The 23,953-nt window shown below is 76.6% G+C and carries 11 protein-coding genes and 1 pseudogene; 7 read left to right on the top strand and 5 right to left on the bottom strand.

Translation table 11 applies throughout. The features are described 5' to 3' along the window. Positions 1–1,937: pseudogene (locus ABZ321_RS44740) on the bottom strand (hypothetical protein); the annotation flags it as partial. A 102-nt stretch (positions 1,938–2,039) separates the two neighbouring features. Here ABZ321_RS44740 and ABZ321_RS44735 point away from each other — a divergent pair. Genes ABZ321_RS44735 through ABZ321_RS44720 form a run of 4 tightly spaced genes read left to right on the top strand, consistent with a single transcriptional unit; the run spans position 2,040 to position 15,800 of the window. Next, positions 2,040–3,401, top strand: coding sequence for a hypothetical protein (locus ABZ321_RS44735; RefSeq protein WP_354902018.1), 1,362 nt, complete (start codon positions 2,040–2,042; stop codon positions 3,399–3,401). Beyond that, the gene (locus ABZ321_RS44730; protein ID WP_354902017.1) at positions 3,398–5,677 is read left to right on the top strand and encodes a CHAT domain-containing protein; all 2,280 of its coding nucleotides are present in this window, start codon (positions 3,398–3,400) and stop codon (positions 5,675–5,677) included. The genes ABZ321_RS44735 and ABZ321_RS44730 overlap by 4 nt, the downstream gene beginning before the upstream one ends. Then, positions 5,674–14,784 carry a hypothetical protein gene (locus tag ABZ321_RS44725; protein WP_354902014.1) on the top strand — a complete coding sequence of 3,037 codons (9,111 nt, stop codon included), beginning with the start codon at positions 5,674–5,676 and terminating at the stop codon, positions 14,782–14,784. Before ABZ321_RS44730 ends, ABZ321_RS44725 begins: the two co-directional genes overlap by 4 nt. Further along, a complete protein-coding gene (locus ABZ321_RS44720) occupies positions 14,784–15,800 on the top strand; it encodes a hypothetical protein (RefSeq protein ID WP_354902012.1) in 1,017 nt (338 codons plus the stop codon). The genes ABZ321_RS44725 and ABZ321_RS44720 overlap by 1 nt, the downstream gene beginning before the upstream one ends. Positions 15,801–15,983: 183 nt before the next feature. On the opposite strand, the gene ABZ321_RS44715 is transcribed toward ABZ321_RS44720, so the two are convergent. Next, positions 15,984–16,643 (bottom strand): GntR family transcriptional regulator, encoded by a 660-nt coding sequence (locus ABZ321_RS44715; protein ID WP_344506867.1) that lies wholly within the window; start codon positions 16,641–16,643, stop codon positions 15,984–15,986. A 16-nt stretch (positions 16,644–16,659) separates the two neighbouring features. Between ABZ321_RS44715 and ABZ321_RS44710 the strand changes: the two genes are divergently transcribed. Then, positions 16,660–19,434, top strand: coding sequence for an FAD-binding and (Fe-S)-binding domain-containing protein (locus tag ABZ321_RS44710; RefSeq protein ID WP_354902010.1), 2,775 nt, complete (start codon positions 16,660–16,662; stop codon positions 19,432–19,434). A 62-nt stretch (positions 19,435–19,496) separates the two neighbouring features. Next, positions 19,497–20,219 carry a class I SAM-dependent methyltransferase gene (locus ABZ321_RS44705; RefSeq protein WP_354902008.1) on the top strand — a complete coding sequence of 241 codons (723 nt, stop codon included), beginning with the start codon at positions 19,497–19,499 and terminating at the stop codon, positions 20,217–20,219. A gap of 15 nt (positions 20,220–20,234) precedes the next feature. Here the strand turns inward: ABZ321_RS44705 and ABZ321_RS44700 are convergent, their stop codons facing one another. From ABZ321_RS44700 to ABZ321_RS44690, 3 genes are read right to left on the bottom strand one after another with little or no spacing between them, the layout of a single operon-like run. After that, positions 20,235–20,546: a DUF4387 domain-containing protein gene (locus ABZ321_RS44700; RefSeq protein WP_344506862.1), complete on the bottom strand. Its 312-nt coding sequence runs from the start codon at positions 20,544–20,546 to the stop codon at positions 20,235–20,237. After that, on the bottom strand, positions 20,546–21,901 hold the full coding sequence (locus tag ABZ321_RS44695) for an acyclic terpene utilization AtuA family protein (protein ID WP_344506860.1): 1,356 nt from the start codon (positions 21,899–21,901) through the stop codon (positions 20,546–20,548). The genes ABZ321_RS44700 and ABZ321_RS44695 overlap by 1 nt, the downstream gene beginning before the upstream one ends. Continuing rightward, positions 21,898–23,163, bottom strand: a complete 1,266-nt coding sequence (locus ABZ321_RS44690; protein ID WP_354902004.1) for an MFS transporter — start codon at positions 23,161–23,163, stop codon at positions 21,898–21,900. The genes ABZ321_RS44695 and ABZ321_RS44690 overlap by 4 nt, the downstream gene beginning before the upstream one ends. Before the next feature lie 103 nt (positions 23,164–23,266). Between ABZ321_RS44690 and ABZ321_RS44685 the strand changes: the two genes are divergently transcribed. Continuing rightward, complete coding sequence (locus ABZ321_RS44685) at positions 23,267–23,953, top strand: GntR family transcriptional regulator (RefSeq protein ID WP_344506856.1); 687 nt, start codon at positions 23,267–23,269, stop codon at positions 23,951–23,953.

Genomic DNA, 23,953 nt, shown 5'->3' with positions numbered 1-23,953 from the left:
CGGGCGAGGCGTTCGGCGCGGGCCGCGCTCGCCGGGCCGTCCGGGTCGCCGGCGGCGGCCTGCGCCACGCTCAGCAGCGACTCCGCCCACGCCCGCAGCACCGGGGCGTCCAGCGCCGTGCAGTGCCGCAGCAGCTCGGCGGCGTCGTCGGCGGCCGGGACCGGCGTGCCGACCAGGCAGACGAGCGCCTGCGCGAGGACGGCGCCCCAGCGGTCGCCGTCGCGGTCGCACTCGGCGACGGCGGCGCGTGCCTCGGTCAGGCCCTGCGCGGTGCCGTCGAACGCGCCCAGCGCCCGGGCCATCCGCACGATCCACGGCTGGCCGGCCCACTCGGCGTCGGCGGCCAGGCGGTCGAGCTCGCCGCGGGCGGCCGGCCACGCGCCGGCGACGTCCAGGCAGGCGTGCAGCAGCCGGACCCCGAGGTCGGCGACGCCGACGCCCACCGGCGGGTCGGGCGGCAGCGCCCGCCGGGCGCCGTCCGGGTCACCCGCGAGCAGCCGCGCGGCGGCCCGCACGAGCGGCTCCCGCGTGGCGGCGGCCACCTCGGCGGGGGCGCGGCGGGTCGCGGCCCGCAGCTCGCCCGCGTAGTGCCCGGGCAGGGTGGCGCCGCCGGGCGCCCACAGCGCGGCGAGCCGGCGGACCGCCCGGCAGAGGCCCCGGCCCTGCTCGTCGAAGAAGTGCTCCTCGGCGGCGCGCAGGCACAGCACCGCCGCCTCGATCCGCCCGCGGGCCAGCAGGTGCCGGCCCTTCGCCAGCATGAGCCACGGGTCCTCGGCGACCAGCCACTCCGGCAGCAGGTCCTGCCACGGCTCGGTGCCGTCGCCGGGGTCGTCGGCGGCCCGCCCGCCGAGCCGGTCCAGCAGCGCCCGGACCTGGTCCCAGTCCTCGGCGCGGGCGGCGGCGCGCACCGCCTCCACGAGCGCGCCCTCCTCGGCGAGGAGCGTCGCGGCCCGGGCGTGCAGGGCCCGCGCACCCGCCTCGCCGAAGCGTTCCGCGAGGGTCACCGCCAGGTGGGCGCGGAGCACCTCGTGGTAGCGGTAGCTGCGCCCGCCGTCGGTGCTGGCGGTGAAGGCCTGCCGCCGTTCCAGCTCGGCGAGGTGCTCGCGGCTGCCGCCCCCGTCGTCGAGCAGCCGCTCGCACCGCTGCGGGGTGAGCACGTCGAAGACGCTGGTGCGCAGCAGGAACTCCCGCAGCGGCACCGGCAGCTCGGCCAGGACCGTGTGCGCCAGGTACGCCCGGGTCAGCGCCTGCCGGCCGTCCAGCGCGGCGACCGCGCGGCGGCGCTCGACCAGCGGCCGGTTGTGGGTCGACAGGTGGAACATGTGCAGTCCGGCGGCCCAGCCACCGAGGCGGCGGGCGAGGGCGGCGACGTCGTCGGGTGGGAGCGGCTCCCGGTACACCTCCCGCAGCAGCCGCTCGGCCTCCCACGAGCGGAACCGGAGCTGCTCGCCGTCGACGATGCTCACGTCGGCCAGCTCGTAGCGGGCCAGGTTCAGCCCCGGCATGCGCCGCCCGGCGGCCAGGACGTGCAGCCAGGACGGCGCCCGTACCAGCAGCGTCTCCAGCGCCTGTTCGGCGTCGGGCGCGGCGAGCCGGTGCAGGTCGTCGACGATCACCAGCGTCGGCGGCCGGTCCTCGCCGCCGAGCGCGGCCGCGAGGGCCTGCGGCTCCTCCGGCAGGTGCGCCGCACCGGGGATCGCGGCGCGCATCCGGCGGGCGACGGCCGCGGCGCTCGCGTCGGCCGGGTCGACCCGCCACCAGCCGACCGGTCCCTCCCAGCGGGTGGCGTACTGGGCGAGCAGGGTCGTCTTTCCCGCACCGGCCGGCGCCACCACGAGGGCGAGCGGCCGGGTCCGCAACGCCGCGAGCTCGTCGAGCAGCCGCCCCCGGACCAGGCCCAGCCGCTCGGCGCTGTGCAGGCCATCCATCACCGCCACCGGTCTCCGTCCGTCGGAACGCCGATACCAACCATGTCCGCCGTGAGCTATACAAGCGGTACGCGGCCAGATGCGGAAGGTGTCAGACGGAAAGGTGTCCCCTTGGACGCGGTACACATCCGAGTGACGGAGACCGCGGAGGGCATCGACCGGCTTCGCCGCGAGATCGCCGCGTGGACCGACCGGCGCCGCGCCCGCGACCCGCGCCGGCAGTTCCACACGGCATTGACCAGCATCGACGGCACCCTCGGCGGCGCCGCCGAGCGGGTGGCCGCCGCGTTCCCGGCCGCCGCGACCGGCACCCCCGGCGAGATCTTCGACGCGTGCCGCCGGTTCGAGGGCCGCGCCGCGCTCGTGCGCCGCCTGTGGAGCTGGTACGCGGCCAAGTTCGACCAGCGCGACGACCCCGCCCACCGCCGCGCGCTCGCCGCCGCCGACGAGGTCGCCTGGAGCGTCCACGCCGGGCTCGTCCGTGGCGCGCTCGCGCACGGCCTGCCCGTGCCGCCGTCGCCGGCGCCGCTGCCGTTCCTCGACCCGGTGCAGGCACCCGAGGCGACGCCCCGCGACGCGCCACCGGCCGCGCTGCGCCCCGACAGCGCCGACGACCTCCTGGCGGTGCTCCTCGCCAGACTCCCGGTGCCGACCGTGGCGCTGCCCGCGGGTGCCGCCTGGGCGCCGTGGACCCTGGTGCTGCTCGGTCACGAGGTCGGGCACCACCTGGAGCACGACCTGCTGCCCGGCGGGTCGCTGCGCGACCGGGTCCGCAACGCCGTCGGCGCGGCCGGCGGCGACGACGCGGCGTCGTGGGGCGGCTGGAGTCACGAGCTCTTCGCCGACCTCGCCGGGCTCGTCACGATGGGCGCGGCGTCGGCGGAGGCGCTGCTGCCGTTCGAGCTCGGTGGCGGCCCGTCGATGCTCGACCGCGGCCGCGGACGGTACCCGGCGCCGCTGGTCCGCCTCACCGTCCTGTCCGCGCTCGCGGACCGCCTCGGCCTGCCGCCCGTCGGCGTCCCGCTGGGCGACCCGCCCGCCACCGACCGGCGCGCCGCCGCGATCCGCCGCGACCTGGGCCGCGTGACCGGCGTCGTCGACGCGCTGCTCGGTCCGCTGTGCGGGCCGGTCGGCCTCGCGGACCTCGCCGGCTTCGACCCGTCCGAGCACCACCCGGGCGGCGCCGTCGACCTGCGCGCGGGGCTGCTGCTGCGCGGCGACGGCGCGGCGGGGGAGTCCGGCCCGCGGGCCGTGCTCGGGTACGCCGCCGCCGGCCACGTCGCCCGTTCGCGGCTCACCGACCCTGCCGCGGTGCGCCGCCTCGCCGACACGACCCTCGACGTGATCACCGCCTGCGCCGAGCCCGGCCTGCGCGACGCGGGTCCGGCCGTGCCCGCCGCCTCCGCCGGGCCCGCCGCCTCCGCCGTGCTCGCCGCCGAGCTGGCGGCGCTGCTGCTGCGGGACGAGCCGTGACCGCGCTGCGGATCCTCGTCGACGTCGCCCGCGACCCGGCCGGCGACGGCTGGACCGTGCGCCTGACGAGCCCCGGGCAGCCCGGCTGGTCATGGCCGGCGCCGGGCGCGCCGCCGCGGCGGATGCGGGCGGGCACCCACGCGGGCCGCCGGGTCCCGCTGCCGGACCCTGACTGGTGCACGGGCGGGCCCGAGCACTCGTTGTGCTGCGCCGCGACGGCCGAGTCGGTGGCCCGGGCGGTGGCCGCCATGGCCGTCCGCGTCGGCGCCACGACCGGCGCCGCCCTCGGTGGCCTCCTGCACGCCGCGCTCCTCGGCCCGGCCGGCCCCAGTGCCCCCGGTGCCGGCGGTGGCGCGGCGTGGGCGGCGATCGGGGACCTCGTCGCGCTGCACCCGGGCGCGCCGCTGGAGCTGGCGCTGCGGTGGCCGGTGGGGGACGCCGACCTCAGCGGGCTGCCGTGGGAGCTGCTGCACGACGGGCGGCGGTTCCTCGCCACGTCCGCCGGTGGGGCGCCCGTCGCCGTCACCCGGGTCCTCGCCGGCACGCGGGGCACGGCCGAGCCGTTGCGGGTACCGCCGCGGGTGCTGTTCGTCGTGGGGACCGCCGCGACCGACCTGCGGGTCCGGCCCGGGGCCGAGATCGCCGGGCTGCTGCGTGCCGTCCGGCAGGCGGGCGCCCGCATCCACTACCGGATGCTGCACGACGCCAGCCCCGACCGGCTCGAGGCGGCGATGGAGACGTTCCGGCCCGACGTCGTGCACATCATCGCCCACGGCGGGACCGGGCCGCACGGGCCGTACATCGTGCTGTGCGCGGACGACCCGAGGGTCAAGGAGGAGCAGCGGTACGCCGCGCAGCTCGCCGAGCAGCTCACCGTCGGTGGCCGGAAACCGCCGGTGGTCGTGCTCAGCGCGTGCGAGACCGGGGCGCTGCACGTGCCCGGGCCGGGGATGGCGACGCCGTTCGCGGTCGACCTCGTCGCCGGCGGCGTGCCGGTCGTTGCCGCGATGGCGGGCATGGTCAGCGACCGGGCATGCCGGCTCTTCACCCGCCGCTTCGGCCAGGCGCTCGCCGCCGGCACCTCGATCGTCGCCGCGACCGCCGAGGCCCGGCGGCTCACGTTCGCCGCGGACGCCGCCGGCGGGCTGGACTGGGCGCTGCCCGCGGTGTTCCTCGCCGACGAGGACGAGCCGCTGCCCATCCGCGCCGGCGACGGCGGTGCCGGCCTCGCGGCCGGCTGGATCAGCGCGTACGGCCTCGAGGAGGACCCCGTCTTCTGTGGCCGGGAGAACGTCCTGTCCGCGTTCCTGCCGCTGCTCGCCGGTCCGGGCGGCCGCCGCACCGGCTGGGAGTCCGGGCGCGACGAGCCGCGCCGCGGCGCCCTCGCGATCTGCGCCGAGCCGTCCGCCGGGGTCGGCAAGACCCGCACCCTGCGCGAGATCGCCCGGCAGGCGCTGCTCGACGGGCACCTGCCGGTCCTCGTCGGCACCGGCGGCGGCGACCTCGTCGCGCCCCGCAGCCACGCCACCCTGTGCTCCGCGGTGTCCAACGGCATCGAACAGGTCCGGCTGCACCTGGGGCTCACCATCGACGAGCTGACCGAGTCCGCCGGCCTCGCCGACGTGCTCGCCGGCACCGCCGACGCCGACCCGGCGCTGCTCAACCCGACCGTGCGGCGCCTCGTCGGCCGAATGCCGCTCGCCGCCATGCGCATGGCGCTGCAGCTGGACCTGGCCGCGCTGCTCGCCGACGCCCGGCGGCGCTGGCCGCACCTGCGCGCTGGCCGGGCCGTGCTGCTGCTCGACAACCTCGACCAGACCGCGCAGGACGTGCTCGACGCGCTGCTCGGCGGCGGCATGCTCGGCGAACACGGCCTCGGCGACGAGCAGGAACCCCTCCCCGTCGTGCTCATGATCAGCGCACCGCGGATCGTCGACGACATCCGGCAGGGCCGCCAGCGGGGGCGCTGGCTCGCCCACGTCGACCTCGCCCCGCTCAGCGACGCCGGCGACGAGGACTTGTTCGCCTACGAACAGGTCATGCTGCACCCGTTCCTGGGCCAGAAGGCGCCCGGCTTCACCGACCGGCCGTGGGCCGTGGACCGCACCCTCACCCCGGAGGAGGCCGCGCCGATCGTCGTCACCTGGCGCCGGTACATGAAGGGCCTGCCGTACAACTTCGTCGAAGGCGTCGTGTTCCCGCTCGCCATCGAGATGTCGTTCCACGCGAAGTACGTGCTGTCCGCCGACGACGACGTCACCGCGGCGGGCCTGTGAACCCGGACCAGCCCGACATCTCGGCCGCCGCCGCTCGCGACGAGGACGCCCGTGTCGCCGCCGCCCGCGAGGCTCTCGCTCGTGAGGCCGCCGCCCGCGACGCCTACGACCGTGCCTCCTCCGCCTTCTCTGCCGCCATCGGTGGCGCCGTTGCCCGTGACGTCGCTGCGCGCATCTCGGCCGTCCACGACGCCCGCACTCCAGATGCGGCTGCCGGCGACACGGAGGCCCATGACGCGGGCGGTCGTGCTGTGAGCGCCCGTAGTACGGGCGGCGGTGACGCGGGCGGTCGCGGTACGGGCGGACTGGACGCGAGGGCGCTCGACGCGGGGCTCGCCGCGCGCATCGAGGCCGACCGGCGGGACCGGATCGCGCGGATCGGCGCGGAGGCCGTCGCGTGGCTCGCGCTCGCCCCCGAGTGGACCCGCCGGGTCGCCGCGGCCGCCGGGTTCCCCAGCCTCGACGCGGTGCTGACGGAGGCGGTCGAAGCCGGCTGGTGCGTCGCCGAGCGGCACCGCCTCGACCGCCGCGGCGCCCTGGTCAGGGCCAGGCTGCTCGCCACCACCATCCGCGAGCTCCCGGCGGCGACGACCCCGTGGCTGCGCCGGCAGCTGTGCGCCGAGGTGCTCGCGGCCGTGCCGCAGATCGGCTCCGACGCCACCAAGGCCACCCTCCTCGCCCAGATCGCCCGCGGCCTGCCCGGCGAGCTGACCGCCGACGCCCGTGCCGTGGCCGCCGCGGTCATGGACCCGGCCCAGCGCGCGTACGCCCTGGCCGTCACCGGCGCCGACCCGTCCACAGTGGACCCGCTCGGCGCGGAGGACCGGCTGCGGGTCGCGGCCGTCCTCGGCGACGCCGCAGGCGTGGCGGCGGCCGCGGTGGAGTGCGCGGCACCGTACGCGGAACTCGTCCAGCTGCTCGGCGACGTCGCACCCGCCCTCCTCGCGCCGGCGGTGGCCACCCTGGAGGCGGGTCCGCCGTCCACTGAGGACGATCCCGCCGACCGGGCCGCGGTGCTCGCCGCCACGGGAGGGCTGCTGCCGGCGTCCTCCGCCGAGCTGGCGCAGGCCCGGGTCGAGGCGTCGCTCGCCGGTGTCCACCCGTCGATCGGCGCCCTGATCCTGGTCGACCTCGCCGCCCTCGCCGCCGCCCGCGGCCGCCCCGACGACGCGGTCGCCTTCGCCGAACGGATCCTCGACGAGGGCCTGCGACTGGAGGCGTACGCCGCCGCCGTCCGCGCCCACCCGCCCCTCGCAGCCGCGGTCGCCGGCATCGCCGAGCCGGTCGCCCGCGCCGCCGCCGAAACCGCCGAACCGGGCCAGGAAGGCTGCGTCGCGCTCGTCGAGACCCTCGCCGCCGCCGGTGCGGGCGCCGCCGCCGAGAGCCTGGCGACCCTGTTGACCGACCGGCGCGGCCACCCTGACGCGATCGCCGCACTGGCCCGCGCCGCCGTCGCGCTGCGCAGCGCCGGCCGGGTACGGGCCGCCGGCCGGATCGTACGGGCCATCGGATCCGCCGTGCTGCCGGACGACCGTACCGTGCGGGCGACCGCCAAGCTGCGGTCCCTGCCGGCCCTCGCGCCGCAGGAGGCCGCGCGGGTCGCCGAGGAGGCACGGATCGCGGCCGAGGAGGCCGAGGAGCCCGACGCCGCAGTGCTCGCCCGCCTGCTGCCCTACGTGGCCGACGCCGGCGCGCCCGCGCTGCTGCGCCGGGTGCTGGAGCTCACCGCGCCCGCCGGGAGCGACGCCGGGTTCTGGATGCCCGACGCGGCCCGCCCCGACGTGCTCGCCGCCCTCGCCGCGCAGCACGGCACGGCGTGGCTGCGGGCGGTGTCCGTCACGGCCGCGGGCAGGGTGCGGTCGCCGGAGGTGCAGGCGCTGGCCGTACCGGCGACGCTGCGGCAATGGGCGAACCTCGCCGGGACCGCGCAGGACCCCTCCGGCGCCGCGACCGCCCGGCGCCTGGAAAGCGCGTGCAGGCCGCTGCTGGAGTCCGGCGCCGTCGGTGAGGCCCTCGGCTGGGTCGAGACCGCGCGGCTGCTGCTGCCGGTCATCGGCGGCGAGCTGGAGACGAGCGTGCTGCTCGTGTCGCGGCGGGCGGAGCTGGCGCAGCGGCGCGAGCAGGACCGCCGGCACCTGGAGCGGTTCCTGGTGCGCCGCGGGCCGGTCGAGGAGTTCGACCAGCTGCTCGCCGAGCCCGACGAGGGCGGCCGGTGGGCGCTGCACTACCTCGGCCAGGGCGGGATCGGTAAGACGACGCTGCTGCGGTACCTCACCGCCCGCCTCGCGCCGGAGCGCGGGATCATCACCAGCCGCGTCGACTTCGACCACCTCGACCCCGACTACCCGCTGCGCCGCCCCGGCCAGCTGCTGCTGGAGCTGCTGCAGGAGCTCGGCGCGCACGCGACCGCCGGCGGCGCCGACACGTTCTTCCGCCGCGTCGACCGGCAGCTGCGCGACCTGCGCCACTGGGCGCCCGACGACACCGCCCTCGACGCCCTCGCCGCGCTCGACTCACCCGCGATGCTCGCCGCGATCGAAGGCTTCTGCGAGTTCCTCCGCCTGCTGCCGCGCCGCGTCGTGCTCGTCCTGGACACCTGCGAGGAGGTCGCGAAGTTCCGCCCCGAGGCGGGCCGGATGCCGCAGCTCGTCGCGATGTTCACGCTCCTGGAGCGGATCCATGCGGCGGTACCGTCCGTGCGCGTCGTTCTTGCCGGCCGCCGGCCACTGGTCCGTGCCTCCGCCGCCGGCGTTGCGCCGCTGCCGTCCGGGCAGCCGTACCTGCGGGTCGCGGAGGTGCGCGGGTTCAGCCGATCAGAGGCTTCGCGGTACGTCACCGACCGGGTCGGCCTCACCCTGCCCGCCGCGGACCTCGACCGGCTGCTCGCCCTGTGCCCGGAGCCGGTCCCGCGGTCCGGTGAGGTCCGGTACAGCCCGTTCGACCTCGCCCAGCACGCCGCCGCCGTCCGCGAGGACCCCGGCTACCTGCACGCCACGGCGCAGCTGGGGGCCGACCCGTACGTCGAGCACCGCATCGTCCGGCGCCTCCGCGAACCCGCCCGCGGGCTGCTCGCCGCCGTCGTCGCCCTGCGCCGCTTCGACCGCGAGATGCTCGAGGCCGCCACCACCGCGCCGCACCGCGACCGGCTGGCCGAGGCATGGTTCGAGCTGGCCGCCACGGAATGGCTCGAGTACCGCGTCCATCCGCCGCTCGACACGCCCTTCCTGGAGGTGCACGGCAGCCTGCTGGACCGGCTCGAGCGGTACTTCGAGCGGTACCCGCAGCACCACGAGCGGCTCGAGGCGCAGCGGGCGCTCGGGCTGCGCCTGCCCGGCCTCGTCGACACCCGCCCCCTCGACCGCCTGCGCGTCGAGCACGTCGACGCCGCCCTCAGGTGCGCACCCCCGGACCGCGCGGCGACGCTGTGCGACTCGCTGGCCCGCAGGGTGGTGTCGGAGCAGGCGTGGGGCTGGGCGGAGACGGTGTTCGCGCGGATCCTCAGTACCGACGGCGCGCTGGCCGACGTTGCGCATCCCGCGACGGCGGGCGCCCGGGCCCTGTACGCCGCGGCCGCCGGAAAGATCTCGGCCGCCACCCCGCTCGTCCCGATCTGGACGGAGGTCGCCGACGCCGTCGCCACCGACCCGGGGGCGGGCTGGCTGCGCCTGCGGGCCGAGCACGCCGCCATCGGGCGCGGCGCGGACCGCCGCCCCGCCCTGCATGCACTCCTGGCCGCCGCGTCGGTGGCGGTGCCGGCCGGCACGCCCCACATCGACCCCGCCCCGCCACCGCCGGGGGGCGCTCCCGCCGCCTCGGGCGGTGGCCTCGGCGGCGGCCTGGGCCTGGCGTACCACGGCGGCGGCCTGGTGGCCGGCGCCGGCGGCGTCCTTGGCCGGGGCGCCGATGGGCGGTCCCTTGGCGGCACGGGCGTCGGCACCGGCCTGGGGGCGGCCGGCGGTGGTTCGACGGTCGGCGGCGTGGCGGGTGGTAGTGGTGGCGTCGCTGGAGGTGTTGGCGGCTCGGGTCGGGGTGGTGTCGGCGGTACGATCGGTGGCGTCGGCGGGGCTGGTTTCGGCGAGGCCCTCGGCTGGGTCGGCACCGGCGGTGTGGGGGGCACCGGGGGAGCGGGCTTGCAGCCCACATCGCCTCAGCCCACACCGTCGCTGGTCGTGTCGGAGATGCCCGGCATCGGGACGGCCGTGGGCGCGACGCTGGGCATCCCGCCGGGGACGGCCGCGGGCTCGGTCCTGGGCCGCTGGGCACCCGGCAACGCTCCGGAGCCCGGAACCTCGCAGGACGGCGGGTCCCGCACCTCGCCGGGCGGTGCGGCTGGTGTCAGGCAGGGCGCTGCGGTGGGCGCTCCGGAAGGGCGCGTGGCCGGCAGAGCACCTGGTGAGCTGTCCGGGCGTGACGCGCGGCGGGCCGTTGCGCCGGGTGGGGCGGTGACGGGTGGGCCTGGTGAGCTGTCCGGGCGTGACGCGCGGCGGGCCGTTGCGCCGGGTGGGGCGGTGACGAGTGGGCCTGGTGAGCCGTCCGGGCGTGACGCGCGGTGGGCCGTTGCGCCGGGTGGGGCGGTGACGGGTGAGCCTGGTAGCGGGTTCCGTGGCCCGCTTGACGGCCGTCGATCCGGAGATGGCACGCCTGGCGAGACGGGCGCGGCCGGCGCGGCACCCGGACAGCGCCTGACGAGTGAACCGGGCAGGCACGGTGCTGGCAGTGCTGGCGGTGCAGGCTGGGCGGCGGTGCGGGCGATCGCCATCGCGGTGGGGGACGACGGGGCGGCCGTGGTGGCGGGGGATGCGGCTGGGACGTTGCGGGTGTGGGACTTCGGCAGCGTGCGGGCGGTGACGCCGCCGCGGCGGGCGCATGCGGGGGCGGTGCTGTCGGTGGCGGTGCTGCGGCTCGGCGGGCGGCCGGTGGCGGTGAGCGGTGGGACGGACGGGTGTGTCCGCTGGTGGCCGGTCGAACCCGGGCCTGCCGCGGACCTCCCGGTCCTGCGGGGCGCGGGTGCGGTGACCGGGCTCGCCACCGTCGACGGCGCCGGTGGTCCGGTGGTGGCGGTGCTGCGGGACGGCAGGGTCAGGCTGTGGCCCGCCGGGGCGCCCGACCATCTCGCTCGTGAGGTGATCGTCCCGGGGCCGCCCGTCACCGCTCTCGCGGCCGTCGAGTCACTTCAAGCCACGGCGGGTGCGCCTCAGGACACTGTGGACAGTGGTGGGGCGGTGCTGGTGGTTGGGGCCGGGTCGGGGGTGGTCCGGGTCGACCCGCGGACCGCGACGGCCGGGGCTGCGAGCAACGGTGCCGCTGCCGTGCATGCCGTCGCCGTCACGAGCGCTGGTGGGCCGGCGTCGCTCGCCGTTGTCGCGGCCAAGGACGGGGCCCGGGTGCACGACCTCGGTGTGGGCGGCGGCGTGCGGAAGCTGGCCGGTGCGGAGGTGCTCGTCCACGCCTGTGCGGTCGCGCCCGACGGCAGGTGGTTCGCGACCGGGGACGCCGACGGGGCGGTGCGGTTGTGGGACGCGGCGAGCGGGGAGCCGTTGCGGGTGCTGCGCAGCGGCGGGGCGGTGCTCGCGTGCGCGGTGGCGCCCGACGGCACGTGGGTCGCGGCCGCCGGCGGGGACGACGCCGCCAGGCTGTGGGACGCGGCGACGGGGCGGCCGCTGGCGGAGTTGGGTGGGCACGAGGGCGGGGTGTGGGGGTGCGCGGCAGGGCCCGACGGGACGTGGGTCGTGACCGCCGACGGTGCCGGGGTCCTGCGCCGGTACGCGACCGCCGGTGGCCCGCCCGTCTGGGAGTTTCCGCACGGCGGCGGGCTGCGAGGGTGTGCGGTAACCCCGGACGGGAGATGGGTCGTGGTGGGTGCGGCGGGCGGGGCCGTACACCTGCATGACGCGCAGACCGGGGCGCTGCGACGCACGCTTGAGGGCCACGCGGGCGGGGCGTGGGCGTGCGCGGTCGCGCCTGACGGCAGGTGGCTGGCGACGGCCGGCGCAGACGGGACGGTGCGGCTGTGGGACGCGGAGACCGGCGCGCCGCTGCGCACCCTGACCGGTGCGGTCGGGCCGTTGTGGGACTGCGCGGTCGCGCCCGACGGCAGGTGGCTGGCCGCCGCGGGCAACGACGGCGCCGTCCGGATCTGGTCCGCGACGGGCGCACCCGGGCCCGTCCTGACCGGTCACGCCGCCGGGGTATGGGGGGTGGCGATCGCGCCCGACGGCACCTGGCTCGTCGCGGGCGGGCGGGACGTGCGTGCCTGGGACTCGGCGACCGGACGGCGTCGGCTCGCGTTGTCGGGTGCGGTACCGGAGGCGGGCCCTGCCACCGCCGTCGCGGCCGGCACGCTCGACGGGCGGCCGATCGCGCTCACCGGTGCCACCGACGGCCGCATCCACGCCTGGGACCTGCGCGCCGGGGTGCCGCTCGGCGCGCCGATCGCCGGGCACGACGCCGCGGTGACCGCGATCGCCCTCGCCACCGTCCGGGGCAGGACCGTCGCGGCGACTGGCGCCGCCGACGGCACGGTCAGGTTCTGGGACCTCGCCGAAGGCTGGCGTCGGGCCCGGCTGCTGCTCGGCGACGCCCTCGCGGCCGTGTCCGCCCGGCTGGACCAGATCGAACGGAGCCCGGACCGCGACGTGCGCGCGCTCGGCGTCGGCCGCGCGCAGGTCGACGAGCTGGCCGCCCTGGCCGAGGCGTGCGGGGCAGCCGCGTACGCCCGCATGCTCCGCGCCCGCCTCGCCTGGCTCTCCGGCGACGTCGACGAGGCGGACCGGCTCGCCGGGGAGGCCCTCGCCGCGCTGCCGGACGACCCGTCGGCGCCGCTGGATCCGTTCGTCGGCGCGGACTGGGACGCGCCCGCCGTCACCGCCGACCGGGTCCGCCTCGAACTCGCCCGCCTCGCCGGCCGACCCGTCCCGAAGCCGGCCCGCCCACCGGGGGAGCCGGACCGGTCGGTGACGGAGCCGGACCGGCCGCTTGCGGTCTCGGACCAGTCGCCGGCGCATCCAGAAGGGCCGCTGACGGAGCCGGACCGGTCGTCGGAGGGACCGGACCGTCTGCTGGCGGAGCCGGAGCGGATGCTCGCGCGGGCGGACCGGGTGCTGCTGCTTGACGCCGCGGGTCGGGCCGGCAATCCGGACGCCGACCGGCTGGCCTCGATCACACTGCTGCACATGCTCGCCCACCGCGTTGTCGACCGCGGCACTGTGGTGGCGGTCGAGCAGGCGCTCGGCTCGACCGTGACGCCGCCCGCGACGGTCGCGGCGCACGAGGCGGTGCCGCCGCTGCGGGTCGCGCTCGCCCGGGCCTGGGGTGCCCTCGGCGGCGCGGCGGAGGCGCGGGCCGCGCTCGACCGGGGGCGGGTGGCGGACCGGCCCACCATGGACGTGTTCGACGACGCGCTGCTCGACCTGGCCGTGCTGCTCAACCGCGACTGGGGCAGGCACCTCCGGCAGACGTCGACGTCCCAGGCTGCGGTCCGGGCGCGGATCGTGCTCGACCCGTCCGCGGTCAGACCCCCGGACCCGTACCCACGGGAACGCGAGAGCCCTCCGCCGCAGGAGTGGTGGTGGCGGCACCGTAACCAGCCCGACGCCGCGGCCCGGCGGGCGCTGCTGGACGCGGCCCTGTTCGGCGGCGACGAGCCCCCGGCGCTGGACTGGCTGGAGCCGGCCCTCGGCGCCCGCCGGATCGCGGAGATCGCCCTCGAGGAGGGGCGGCTCCTCGCCGTGTACCGCCCAGCGGCCGGCCAACGCCTGCTGCGATGGGCGGCCGACCGGTTCGCCGTGCTCGGTGAGCAGCCGCAGCCGGCGTCGGGACACTCGGTCCAGGCGCCCGTCGCAGACCCGGTGCCGGCGCCCCCCGCGTCGCCGGTGGTGCCGGCGTGGGCCGAGCGGTGGGCGGTCCGCTCGCAGGACTGGCGGCCGCTGACGACCACATGCGGGATCCTCGCGCTCGGGTTCCTCGTCGCGTTCGGGTACGGGCTGGGATTGGCGCTGCTGCCGGTCGCGGTCGCGCTCGCCCTCGTGCCCGCGGCGAGCATCGGGTTGGACTGGTTGTGGGAAGGGCTGCCCCGGTGGTCCCGCACCTGGCGCAGGACGCCCCGGCGGGTCCTCGTCAGCCTCCGCGTCGGCCTCCCCGGGCCCTGGGTGAACAGCCAGCCGCGAATGCTGGTCAGCGCCGAGTGGAAGGACCCCGCGGCAAGCGCCCGGGTCGCCGTGCCGTTGCGGCAAGGGGCGGACGCCGACGCTCCGGGATGGCCGCGCCGGCGAGCCCGCCGGGCGGCAGCGGTCCTGGCCGCGGCGGATCGGGCCGGGCTGCCGGTGCCACTGCACGTCCTCCCGTCCGACGACGGGGTGGCCTGGGAGGTGCCGCTGGCGCAGGGTGCTGGGGTCCTGCTCGACACCCGCAGGATCTGGGAAGCTCAGGGCGCGACCCTGCCGGCGGATCCGGGCTGGACCGTGCTGGCGGGGCCGATCCGGCGGACGCTGCTGCGCGAGACGATGGCGGCGCTGGACACGGTCGGGGCACCCGGCGCCGTCACGACCGGGCTGCTGGCCGTCGCGGGGCTCGCCGTCCTCGTCGACGGGCAGCCCCGCATCACGGTCGAGGCGCTGACCGTGCACCCGGACGACCTGCCGATGGACCGGCTACGGCTGGTCCTCGTCATCGCCGACGCCACCGAGCCCGGACCGGACAACGCCCTGCTGCGCAGGTGCTGTGGCGACCTGATGCGGGCCGGGGCGGCCGCCGTGGTGCTCGTGCCGGCGATGCCGCTGCAGCATCTCGGGCCGGTCCTCGCACCGTTCGCGGCGCTCACGGACGTGCCGGCGGCAGGCGCGGGACCGACGGACGGCCCGGCGTCAGGCGCGGGACCGACGGACGGCCCGGCGTCTGGCGCGGAGGTCACGGACGGCCTAGCGGTGGATGGCGAGGCGGCGGCGGTGGGCGGCGAGGTCGCGGCGGGTGGCGAGGTCGTGGCGGGTGCGGGGCTCACCGGGATCCCGGCGGCGGTGCGGGCGGCTCGTGAGGAGTTGGCGCGGCGGACCGATCGGGCGTACGCGGCGGAGATGACGTTCTTCCAGGTGCAGACAGGGAGCGAGGCGTAATGGGGTTCTGGTCAACGGTGCGCACCACGGTGCGGCGGCCCGCGGAGCAGCTGGTGTTCGCGGCGCTGCCCGCCGAGGGGGCCACGCCGCTGGTGCCGCGGCAGGGGTACGTGCGGGTGTGGCTGTCGCAGATGTTCCTGCAGCACCGCTCGACGCTGCTCGCCGACTGGGTGCCGGCCGCGCACACCAGGGTCGGGATCACGGCGGGCGGGCGGACGACGCACGACTACGGGCGGGTGCTGCGGCCCGAGCCGGGGCAGCTCACCGACGGCGTGCGGCTCAACTTCGCGCTCACCGACCTCGTGCCGTACGAGGGCGGCGAGATCGAGGTGACCGCGGTGCTCTTCGGGCTGCAGTCCGGCAACCACCTCGACGTGGCCGTGGACGTGCTGTCGCTCGTGTCGCTGCTGCCCGTGCCCGCGCTGCCGGTCGCGGCGAAGGTGTCCGAAAGCGCACGTGACCTGGTCGTGCGTTCGGACGGGCGGGTGCATCTGGATCTGCATCAGACGTTCAGCGCGGACGGTGGTGGTGGCGCCGTCGTCAGCCCCGGCCACCTGGCCGTCGTCCTTGCCGCGCAGCGCGACCTCGCCGCCGCGGACCTGCGGGTCGTCGGCGACCGGTTGCACGTCGTCCGGGACGGGGCCGTGGTGCCGCTCGCCGGCCACGACTTCATGCTGCTGCGCCTCGAGTGCCGCACCGTACGGCCCGACCTGAGCATCCCCGACGCCGACCGTGCCTGGGCCGCGGCGGTCCACGCCTGGAGCGAGGGCGACGACACCGCCGCCGATGGCTACCAGCGCGCCGCCCGCGCCGCGGTCCTGCTGTCGCCGCTGCTGTGTGACGGCGACCGCCGCCGCGTCGTCGCCGCGATCGCCGCGCAGTGGCAGCAGCTGTGCGACCAGGCGCAGGGGCTGACCGCCGACGCCGTCCCGGAAGGCCTGGACGCGCTCGTCCGCCGCTGGTCGCCGGACACCACCAGCGACCCCATCACCCCTGCCGAGGCGTTCGCCATGTGACACCGGGACGAAGGCCCGCTTCAGTGTTCCCGCCGAGGCCATGTGGCGGCTGGATGAAGGCGGGTCTGTTCAGCGGTGGGTGGTCAGGCCACCACATGGGGGAGACCCGTCGCGGCAGGCTGCCCGAGCGGTCTTGCTCCTGGTCGGGTGGCAGGGTCGTACATTGGCGGAAAACGGGAGAAGTCAGGCAAGGTTGGCGACGAGGAGGGTGCCGGTCGCCTCGAGATGGGTGCGCATGGCGGCTTCGGCGGCGTGGCCGTCGCGGGCGATGACCGCGGCCACGACCGGCTCGTGCTCGGCGTGGATCTGGGCCAGGGTGCGGCCGCTGGCGGTCGTCGGCGGGCCGAGCAGGGCGGTGGTGGAGCGCAGCTGGGCGACGATGGCCGCGGCGCGGGCGTTGCCGGCGGCGTGCAGCAGCAGGTCGTGCAGCGCCCTGTCGGCCGGCCAGAACGCGGCCTCGTCGCCGCGCGCCGCCGCGGCCGCCATGGTGTCCAGGGCCGCCCGGATCGCCGCGTGCTGCTCGTCGGTCGCGAGGGTGGCAGCCTTCCGCGCGGCGGGCGGCTCCAGCGCGAGCCGGATCTCGATGATCTCCTCGACGTCGTGGGCGGTGGGCAGCAGGACGCTGAAGCCGCGGTTGCGCCGGATCGCGACCAGGCCCGCCTCGGCCAGGCGGAGCATCCCCTCCCGGACCGGGCTGCGGGAGACGCCGAGCAGCTCGGCCAGCTGATACACCGAATACGTCGCGCCGGGCACGAGCTCGCCGGCCGCGATGCCGTCGCGCACCGCCTGGGCGACGGCGTCGGCGAGGGAGGGGGCCTCGGAGGGAAGTCGCAGCGACGGCATGAGTAACATGTTACCTATGACTGACGTGGTGGCGGCGCTGGAGGCGGCCGGGCTCGAGGTCCGCGCGGACGCGGGCACCCGTGGCATGTACTCCTCGGACGCCTCGCTGTACCGGATCCCGCCGCTCGCCGTGGTGCGGCCGCGGCACGTGGACGAGGTCGCCGCGGCCCTCGCCGTGGCGCGGGAGACGGGCGTGCCCGTCACGTCCCGCGGCGCCGGCACGTCGGTGGCCGGCAACGCCGTCGGCCGGGGCATCGTCCTGGACTTCTCCCGCCACCTGAACCGGGTCCTCAGCGTCGACCCGGAGGCGCGGACCGCGGTCGTCGAGCCCGGCACCGTGCACGCCGTCCTGCAGAAGGCCGTCATGCCGCACGGCGTGCGCTTCGGCCCCGACCCGTCGACCCACCCGCGCTGCACCATCGGCGGGATGATCGGCAACAACGCGTGCGGCTCGCGCTCCCTCGCGTACGGGCGGACCTCCGACAACGTCGCCGCCCTGAAGGTGCTGACGGCGGCGGGGGAGGAGCTCGTCACCGGGCCCACGGTCACCGGCGCGCAGGCGACGGTCGACGCCGTGCGCGCCGTCGTCGGCAAGCACCTCAAGACCGCCAGGACGGAGTTCGATCGGTTCGGCCGCCAGGTCTCCGGCTACGCGGTGCAGCACCTGCTCCCCGAGCGCTTCGACCTCACCCAGGCGCTCGTCGGCTCCGAAGGCACCCTCGCCGTCATCACCGAGGCGACCGTGAAGCTCGTCGTCGACGCGCCGGTCCGTGTCGTCGTGGTCCTCGGCTTCCGCGACATCGTCGCCGCCGGCGAGGCCGCCCCGGCCGTCGTCGCGCACGGCCCCACCTCCTGCGAGGGGCTCGACTCGCGGTTGCTCGACGTGCTGCGCGCCCGCCGCGGCCCGGCCGCCGTGCCGCCGCTGCCGGCGGGCGGCGCGTGGCTCTTCGTCGAGCTGGCCGGCGACGACCCGGGCGAGGTTTCGGCGCGTGCCTCGAGGCTGGCCGCCGACGGGATCGCCCCGGAAGCGTTGGTCGTCACCGACCCGGTGGTGCAGGCGCAGCTGTGGCGGATCCGGGAGGACGGCGCGGGGCTCGCCGGCCGGGCCCCCTCCGACCGGCCCGCGTGGCCCGGCTGGGAGGACGCCGCCGTGCCACCCGCGCAGCTCGGCGCCTACCTGGCGCGGTTCGACGAGCTCGTCGCGTCGTACAAGATGACGTCGGCGCCGTTCGGGCACTTCGGCGACGGCTGCATGCACGTCCGCCTCGACTACCCCCTCGACGAGCCCGGCGGCACCAAGGTCCTGCGCGACTTCCTCACCGACGCGGCCAAACTCGTCGGCGAGTTCGGCGGCTCGCTCTCCGGCGAGCACGGCGACGGGCGCGCCCGCTCCGAGCTCCTGCCGCACATGTACTCGGCGGACGCGATCGCCCTGTTCGCCGGGGTCAAACACGCCTTCGACCCCGGTAACCTCCTCAACCCCGGTGTCCTCGTCGACCCGGATCCCGTCGACGCCGATGTGCGACCGGCGGGCCGCTTCCCGCTCAAGGGGCTGGCTCTCGCGTACCCGCACGACGGCGGCGACCTCGCGCAGGCCGTGCACCGCTGCACGGGCGTCGGCAAGTGCCGCGCCGACAACTCCGCCGCCGGCGGCGTCATGTGCCCGTCCTACCTGGCGACCCGCGAGGAGAAGGACTCCACCCGCGGCCGGGCCCGGGTGCTGCAGGAGGTGGTCCGCGGCGAGCTGACCTGGTCCGACCCGTCCGTGCACGACGCCCTCGACCTGTGCCTGTCCTGCAAGGGCTGCGCCTCGGACTGCCCGACCGGCATCGACATGGCCACCTACAAGTCCGAGGTGCTGCACCAGACGTACCGTGGACGGCTGCGGCCACGCTCCCACTACACCCTCGGGAAGCTGCCCCTCTGGGCGCGCCTGGCGGGGTGGACGCCGCGGCTGGCGAACCTCGGCATCCGCCTGCCCGTGCTGGGCGGGTTCTTCCTGTGGCTGGCGGGCGTCGACAAGCGCCGGTCCGTGCCCCGCTTCGCCCGCCGCCCGTTCCGGCGCACCTTCAAGCCCGAGACCAGCGAGCTCAAGCCGGTCGTGCTGTTCGCGGACTCGTTCTCCGACGCGTTCTCGCCGTCCGTGGCCGCCGCCACCGTCCGGGTCCTGCGCGCCGCCGGCTACGAGCCACGCCTGCCGTCCGGGTCGGTGTGCTGCGGCCTGACCTGGATCACCACCGGCCAGCTCGACTCCGCCCGCAAGATCCTGACGCGCACCGTGGCCGCGCTCGCCGCCGACGCCCGCGCCGGAGTGCCCATCGTCGGCATCGAGCCGTCGTGTACCGCCGTGCTCCGCTCCGACATCCACGAGCTGCTGCCGGACTCCCCGGACGCGCCCGTGGTCGCCTCGTCGGTCCGCACCCTCGCCGAGCTGCTCGCCGAGACCCCCGGCTGGACCCCGCCCGACCTGTCGGACGTCGAGGTCGTCGCCCAGCCGCACTGCCACCACCACGCCGTCCTCGGCTGGAAGGCCGACGCCGACCTGCTGGCGTCCACCGGCGCCAAGGTCCGCCGCCTCTCCGGCTGCTGCGGCCTGGCCGGCAACTTCGGCGTCGAGATCGGCCACTACGACGTGTCCGTGGCCGTCGCCGAGCAGCAGCTGCTGCCGGCCCTGGACGCCGCCCCTTCCGCGGTCGTCCTCGCCGACGGCTTCTCCTGCCGCACCCAGGTCGCCGACCTGCGCGACCGTCCCGCCGTCCACCTGGCCGAGCTGCTGGACCCATCGCGCTGACCGATGGCCGCCATCGCTCATTGTCGTTTTTCGTCGACGCGGGCGGCGCTTACGGTGGATGCGTGTTCGACTACGACGCCGAGCTCCGCCCGCACACCGCCCACCTGCGCGCCGCCGCCGCGGTGGGCACCCGCGACCGGGTGCTCGACGTCGGCTGCGGCACGGGCCAGACGACCCGCGCCGCGGCCCGCGCCGCCACCGCCGGCAGCGCGCTCGGCGTCGACATCTCCGGCCCGGCGCTCGCGACGGCGCGGACGCGCAGCGCCGGCCTGAGCAACATCGCGTTCGAGGAGGCGGACGCCGCGGTGCATGCCTTCCCGCCCGCCCGGTTCGACGTGTGCCTGAGCCGCTTCGGCACGATGTTCTTCGCGGACCCGGCGGCCGCCTTCACCAACATCGCCCTGGCCCTGCGCCCCGGCGCGCGCCTGGCCATGCTCGTCTGGCAGGCGGCCGACCGCAACGAGTGGTCGACCGTGGTCGGCGAGGCGCTCTCGGCCGCGCCCCGTCCCGCCGCGTTCTCCCTGGCCGACCCGGCCTCGACGGGCACCGTCCTGAGGTTCGCGGGCTTCACGGACGTCGTCTTCACCGACGTGCACGAGCCGGTGTACTACGGTCCCGACCCTTCGGCTGCCTTCGACGCCGTCATGTACCTCGAGCGGGCCGCCGGCACCGACCCGGACCCGTCCGCCCGGCGCCGCCTGCACGAGGCCGTCACCGCGCACGCCACCCCCGCCGGCGTCACGTTCGACTCCCGCGCCTGGCTGATCACCGCCCACCGCACCTGACGCGGGCGCCCGGCGCTACCCGTCGCCGGGCAGGGGGAGCAGGGCGAGCGGGACGTGGTGCTGGCCGGCGTGGATGTCGCGGTCGTGCAGGCTGCCCTGCGAGACCGGGCGGGGGAACGAGATCTTCACGACGTTGAGGGACGGGATGTGGAAGATCTGCACGGTGGCCGGCGGCACCCCGTACAGGCGGGCGATCACCGGCGCGTCGACGAAGGCGACGGCGGCGAACCCGGCCTCGTCGCGCATGAAGAGCTCCATCGTCACCCAGAACGGGCCGGCGTTCTTGGAGCGCACCTCGATCGCCAGGTCGCCGACGGTACGGGACATCACAAGGCCTCCGGGAAAGCGATGCGGAACAGGCTGGTGGGGGAGTCCACGGCGACGACGTGGTTGAGGGCGAACTCGTAGGTGGCGCCGCGCTCGGTCTCGGCGGGTGACGTCGCGAACGCGAGGCTCGGCAGGTGCTGCATGTCCGGCGTCGGCAGGTGCAGCATGAGCGGGTTCGCCACCTTCGCGATCGCGGTGGCGGTCGCCTGGTCGGCGGCGTTGACCAGCAGCATCACGCCGACCTCGCGGGGCGGCCGGGTGTCGGGGTCCAGGGGGCCGAGGACCGCGTCGAAGCCGTAGAGGCGGATGTCGAAGGAGTAGCCGTCGTGCAGGCCGAGCGTCTGCGCGACCCGGTCGGTGAGGACCTTGCGCAGCAGCGCCGCCCACGTGGTGATCTGGCCGAGGATGTGCGGGTCGCGGATCGCGGTGAACGACATCGTCTGGTAGCCGGTGACCCGCGCGCCTTCGAGCTTCACGGTGTACTGCGCGGCCGGCTCGAAGCGGGAGCCCTCCACCCGGACCCGGCGGTGGTCCAGGGCGCGGTACGTCGCGCCGGCCACCTCCAGCGTCCCGGCGGGCTCGCGCATCGAGAACGGGTTGGCCGTCTCGTACAACATGTGCGCCGCGACCGACGTGGGAGTGCACGCCACCGCGGGGTCGAGCGGCTCGATGGTGAAGCCGGTGGCGTCGACCGTGGCGAGGACCCCGCTGGAGCGCGGGTCCGTGGTGCACTGCGCGCCGCACTCGACGATCTTCGCGGCGTGCCAGGCGGGGCCGGCGGGCAGGCCGCGCATGAGCGGGACGGCGGCGGCGAGCGCGGTGTCGGTGGCGCGGCCGGCGAGCACGACGTCGGCGCCGGCGGCGAGCGCCTCGGCGATCGGCTCGTGGCCCATCATGGCGACGATGTGCGCGCAGCTGTCCAGGGTCGCCGCGTCGAGGTCGCCGGCCGGCGGCAGCGGCCGGATCCTGCCCTGGTCCAGGAACGCGCCGAGGTCCGCGGCCCGCTGCTCGCTGTAGATGGTGGCCACCCGCAGGGACAGGCCTTCGGCGGCCAGGACGTCGCGGGTGATGCCGGCGACCCAGTCGACGCCGGCGTCGGTGCCGCTGGTGCCGCACGAGCCGATGATCAGCGGGATGCCGGCCGTGGCCACCGCGCGCAGCAGCGGGCGCAGGTCGCGGGCCACGGCCGCGGCGGCGGTCTTCGCGGTGCCGGTGCCGAGGTAGTAGGGCCCGGAGTCGGTGGAGCCGCCGTCGAGGGCGATCACGTCGGCGCCGAGCTCCAGCCCGCGGTCGATGATCTCGGGCGGGAACCCGGAGCCGAGCATGCCGGACGGCACGAGGATGCGGACGGTCACATGATCTCCTGTTCTGAGGGGGTTGCTCCGGTACGCCGCTCCAGGTGCTGGAGCCGGGCGATCACGGCGATGGCGAGCGATGCGAGGACCGCGATGTCCAGCAGCATCCCGGCCCAGCCGGTGAGGTCGACGACGGCGCCGATGAGCGCCGGTCCGCCGAAGCCGCCGAGGTACCAGGTGACCGCGTACAGCCCGGTGTAGGTGCCGAGGACCCGGCTGGACGGGGCCAGGTTCCACAGCGCGACGATCGCGTTGATCGTGAACGCGGCGGCGCCGGCGGCCGCGACGCAGAACACGACGACCGTGCCGGTGGCGGTCTGCACGACGGTGCCGGCGGCCAGCGCGACCACGAAGACGACCATGCCGGCGGCCATGGTGCGCAGCCGCCCGAAGCGCTCGGCGGCGAGCGCGGCCGGGTAGCAGGCGAGCAGGTACGCGACGCCGCTGGGCAGGGTCAGCCCGCCGGCCTCGCCGCGGGTGAGGCCGAGGGCCTGCATCCCGTACGGCGTGATGAGCGACCGCGAGGCGAACCACGCCCCGCCGAACAGCAGCACGGTGACCAGCAGCAGGAGCCGCCGCCGGTCGGGGTCGCGGACCAGCTCACCGAGCACCTGACGGGCTTTCGTGTCGGTCCGTGCCGAGGTTTCCGCGGCCTGATACCCGGGGGATCGGCTGTCGCGCACCTTGGCCACCAGGACCGCCGTGGCGACCAGCATGATCGCGGCGGGGATGACGAACGCGGCCTTCGGGTGCTCGTCGACCACGAGCAGGCTGATCAGCGACGCGACGATGATGGTCAGCGAGGTCGCGATCTTCACGGCGGCGGTCGCCCGGCTGCGGCGCTCCGGGGCGATGAAGTCCGGCACCAGCGACTCGGCCAGGGGGCGGGTGCTGTTGGCGACCAGCGCGTACAGGAACATCACCGCCACCAGCGCCGCCAGCGACGTCGCCCAGGGCAGCAGCAGGAAGATCAGCGCGGCGAGGGGCATGCCGACCGCGATGTACGGCATCCGCCGCCCCCACCGCGTCCGCGTGTTGTCCGACCGGTTGCCGATCCACGGCTGGACGAACATGCCCACCAGGTTGTCCGCGCCCATGAGCAGGCCCACGACCGCCGCGCTGGACACGTGCTCGCGCAGCAGGGCGGGCACCTGGTTGTCGTAGAAGTTCCAGGTCGACTCCTGCGCGAAGAGCGCCAGGGCGACGAAGAACGTGATGCCGCGGTCGGACACCGTGCCGTCGCGGACCTTCGGTTCGGCCATGCCGTGCCTCCTTGGGGGTGTCCGGCGTCACGCTAATTTGCTATAGCAAAACCGTCAACAGTTGCAACGGTCGTACGTGATGGCATGCGCTAGAGTGCGTGGCATGCCCGCCGAGACGCTCGCCGACCAGGCGTACCGCCACGTCCGCACCGCCATCGCCACTGGCGAGCTGGCGGCGGGGGAGAAGGTCACCGAGCGTGGTGTGGCGTCCCGCCTCGCGATCAGCCCGACCCCCGTCCGCGAGGCGCTGCGCCGCCTGGAGCTCGACGGGCTCATCGAACGCATCGGCCCGCGGACCGTGCTCGTCGCCGCGATCCGCGACGCCGCCGTCGACGACCTGACCGAGGTGGAGATCGGCCTGCGCGGCCTGGTCGCCCGCTTCGCCGCCAGGCACGCCACCACCGACCAGCTCGACGCCCTGGACGCGATCCTCGACCGCGCCGACGACCTGCTCATCCTGCTCAAGGACCGCCGCCGGCACGAGCAGCCCACCGACCGGCACCTCAACGCGCTGCTGGACACCATGCAGGAGTTCAACGACACGGTCGACGCCTGCGCGCACAACCCCGTGCTGATCCGCATGCTCGACCAGAGCCGCGTCTTCTCCCGCCCGCAGCGCCGCGAGCTGCTGCTGCGCCGGGTCGCGGAGGACGAGTCGTTCGGCCTCGAGCGGTACACCAGCCATCGCGCCCTCGTCAGGGCCCTGCGCGCCGGCGACTCCGCCACCGCCGAACGCATCGCCCTCGAGGACTCCCAGGGTGGCCTGGCCGCCCTCCGCGACGGCCCCTGA

Origin of the sequence: Dactylosporangium sp. NPDC006015, from assembly GCF_040614215.1 — a bacterium.
Classification (GTDB): domain Bacteria; phylum Actinomycetota; class Actinomycetes; order Mycobacteriales; family Micromonosporaceae; genus Dactylosporangium; species Dactylosporangium maewongense.
Note: the sequence above shows the minus strand (reverse complement) of the source record. Positions and strands in the feature narration are given on the sequence as shown.

Coding starts and splice junctions, on each gene's coding strand:
- ABZ321_RS44720 (WP_354902012.1), top strand. CDS start 14,784: ATGGGGTTCTGGTCAACGGTGCGCACCACGGTGCGGCGGCCCGCGGAG.
- ABZ321_RS44715 (WP_344506867.1), bottom strand. CDS start 16,643: ATGCCGTCGCTGCGACTTCCCTCCGAGGCCCCCTCCCTCGCCGACGCC.
- ABZ321_RS44685 (WP_344506856.1), top strand. CDS start 23,267: ATGCCCGCCGAGACGCTCGCCGACCAGGCGTACCGCCACGTCCGCACC.
- ABZ321_RS44710 (WP_354902010.1), top strand. CDS start 16,660: ATGACTGACGTGGTGGCGGCGCTGGAGGCGGCCGGGCTCGAGGTCCGC.
- ABZ321_RS44690 (WP_354902004.1), bottom strand. CDS start 23,163: ATGGCCGAACCGAAGGTCCGCGACGGCACGGTGTCCGACCGCGGCATC.
- ABZ321_RS44700 (WP_344506862.1), bottom strand. CDS start 20,546: ATGTCCCGTACCGTCGGCGACCTGGCGATCGAGGTGCGCTCCAAGAAC.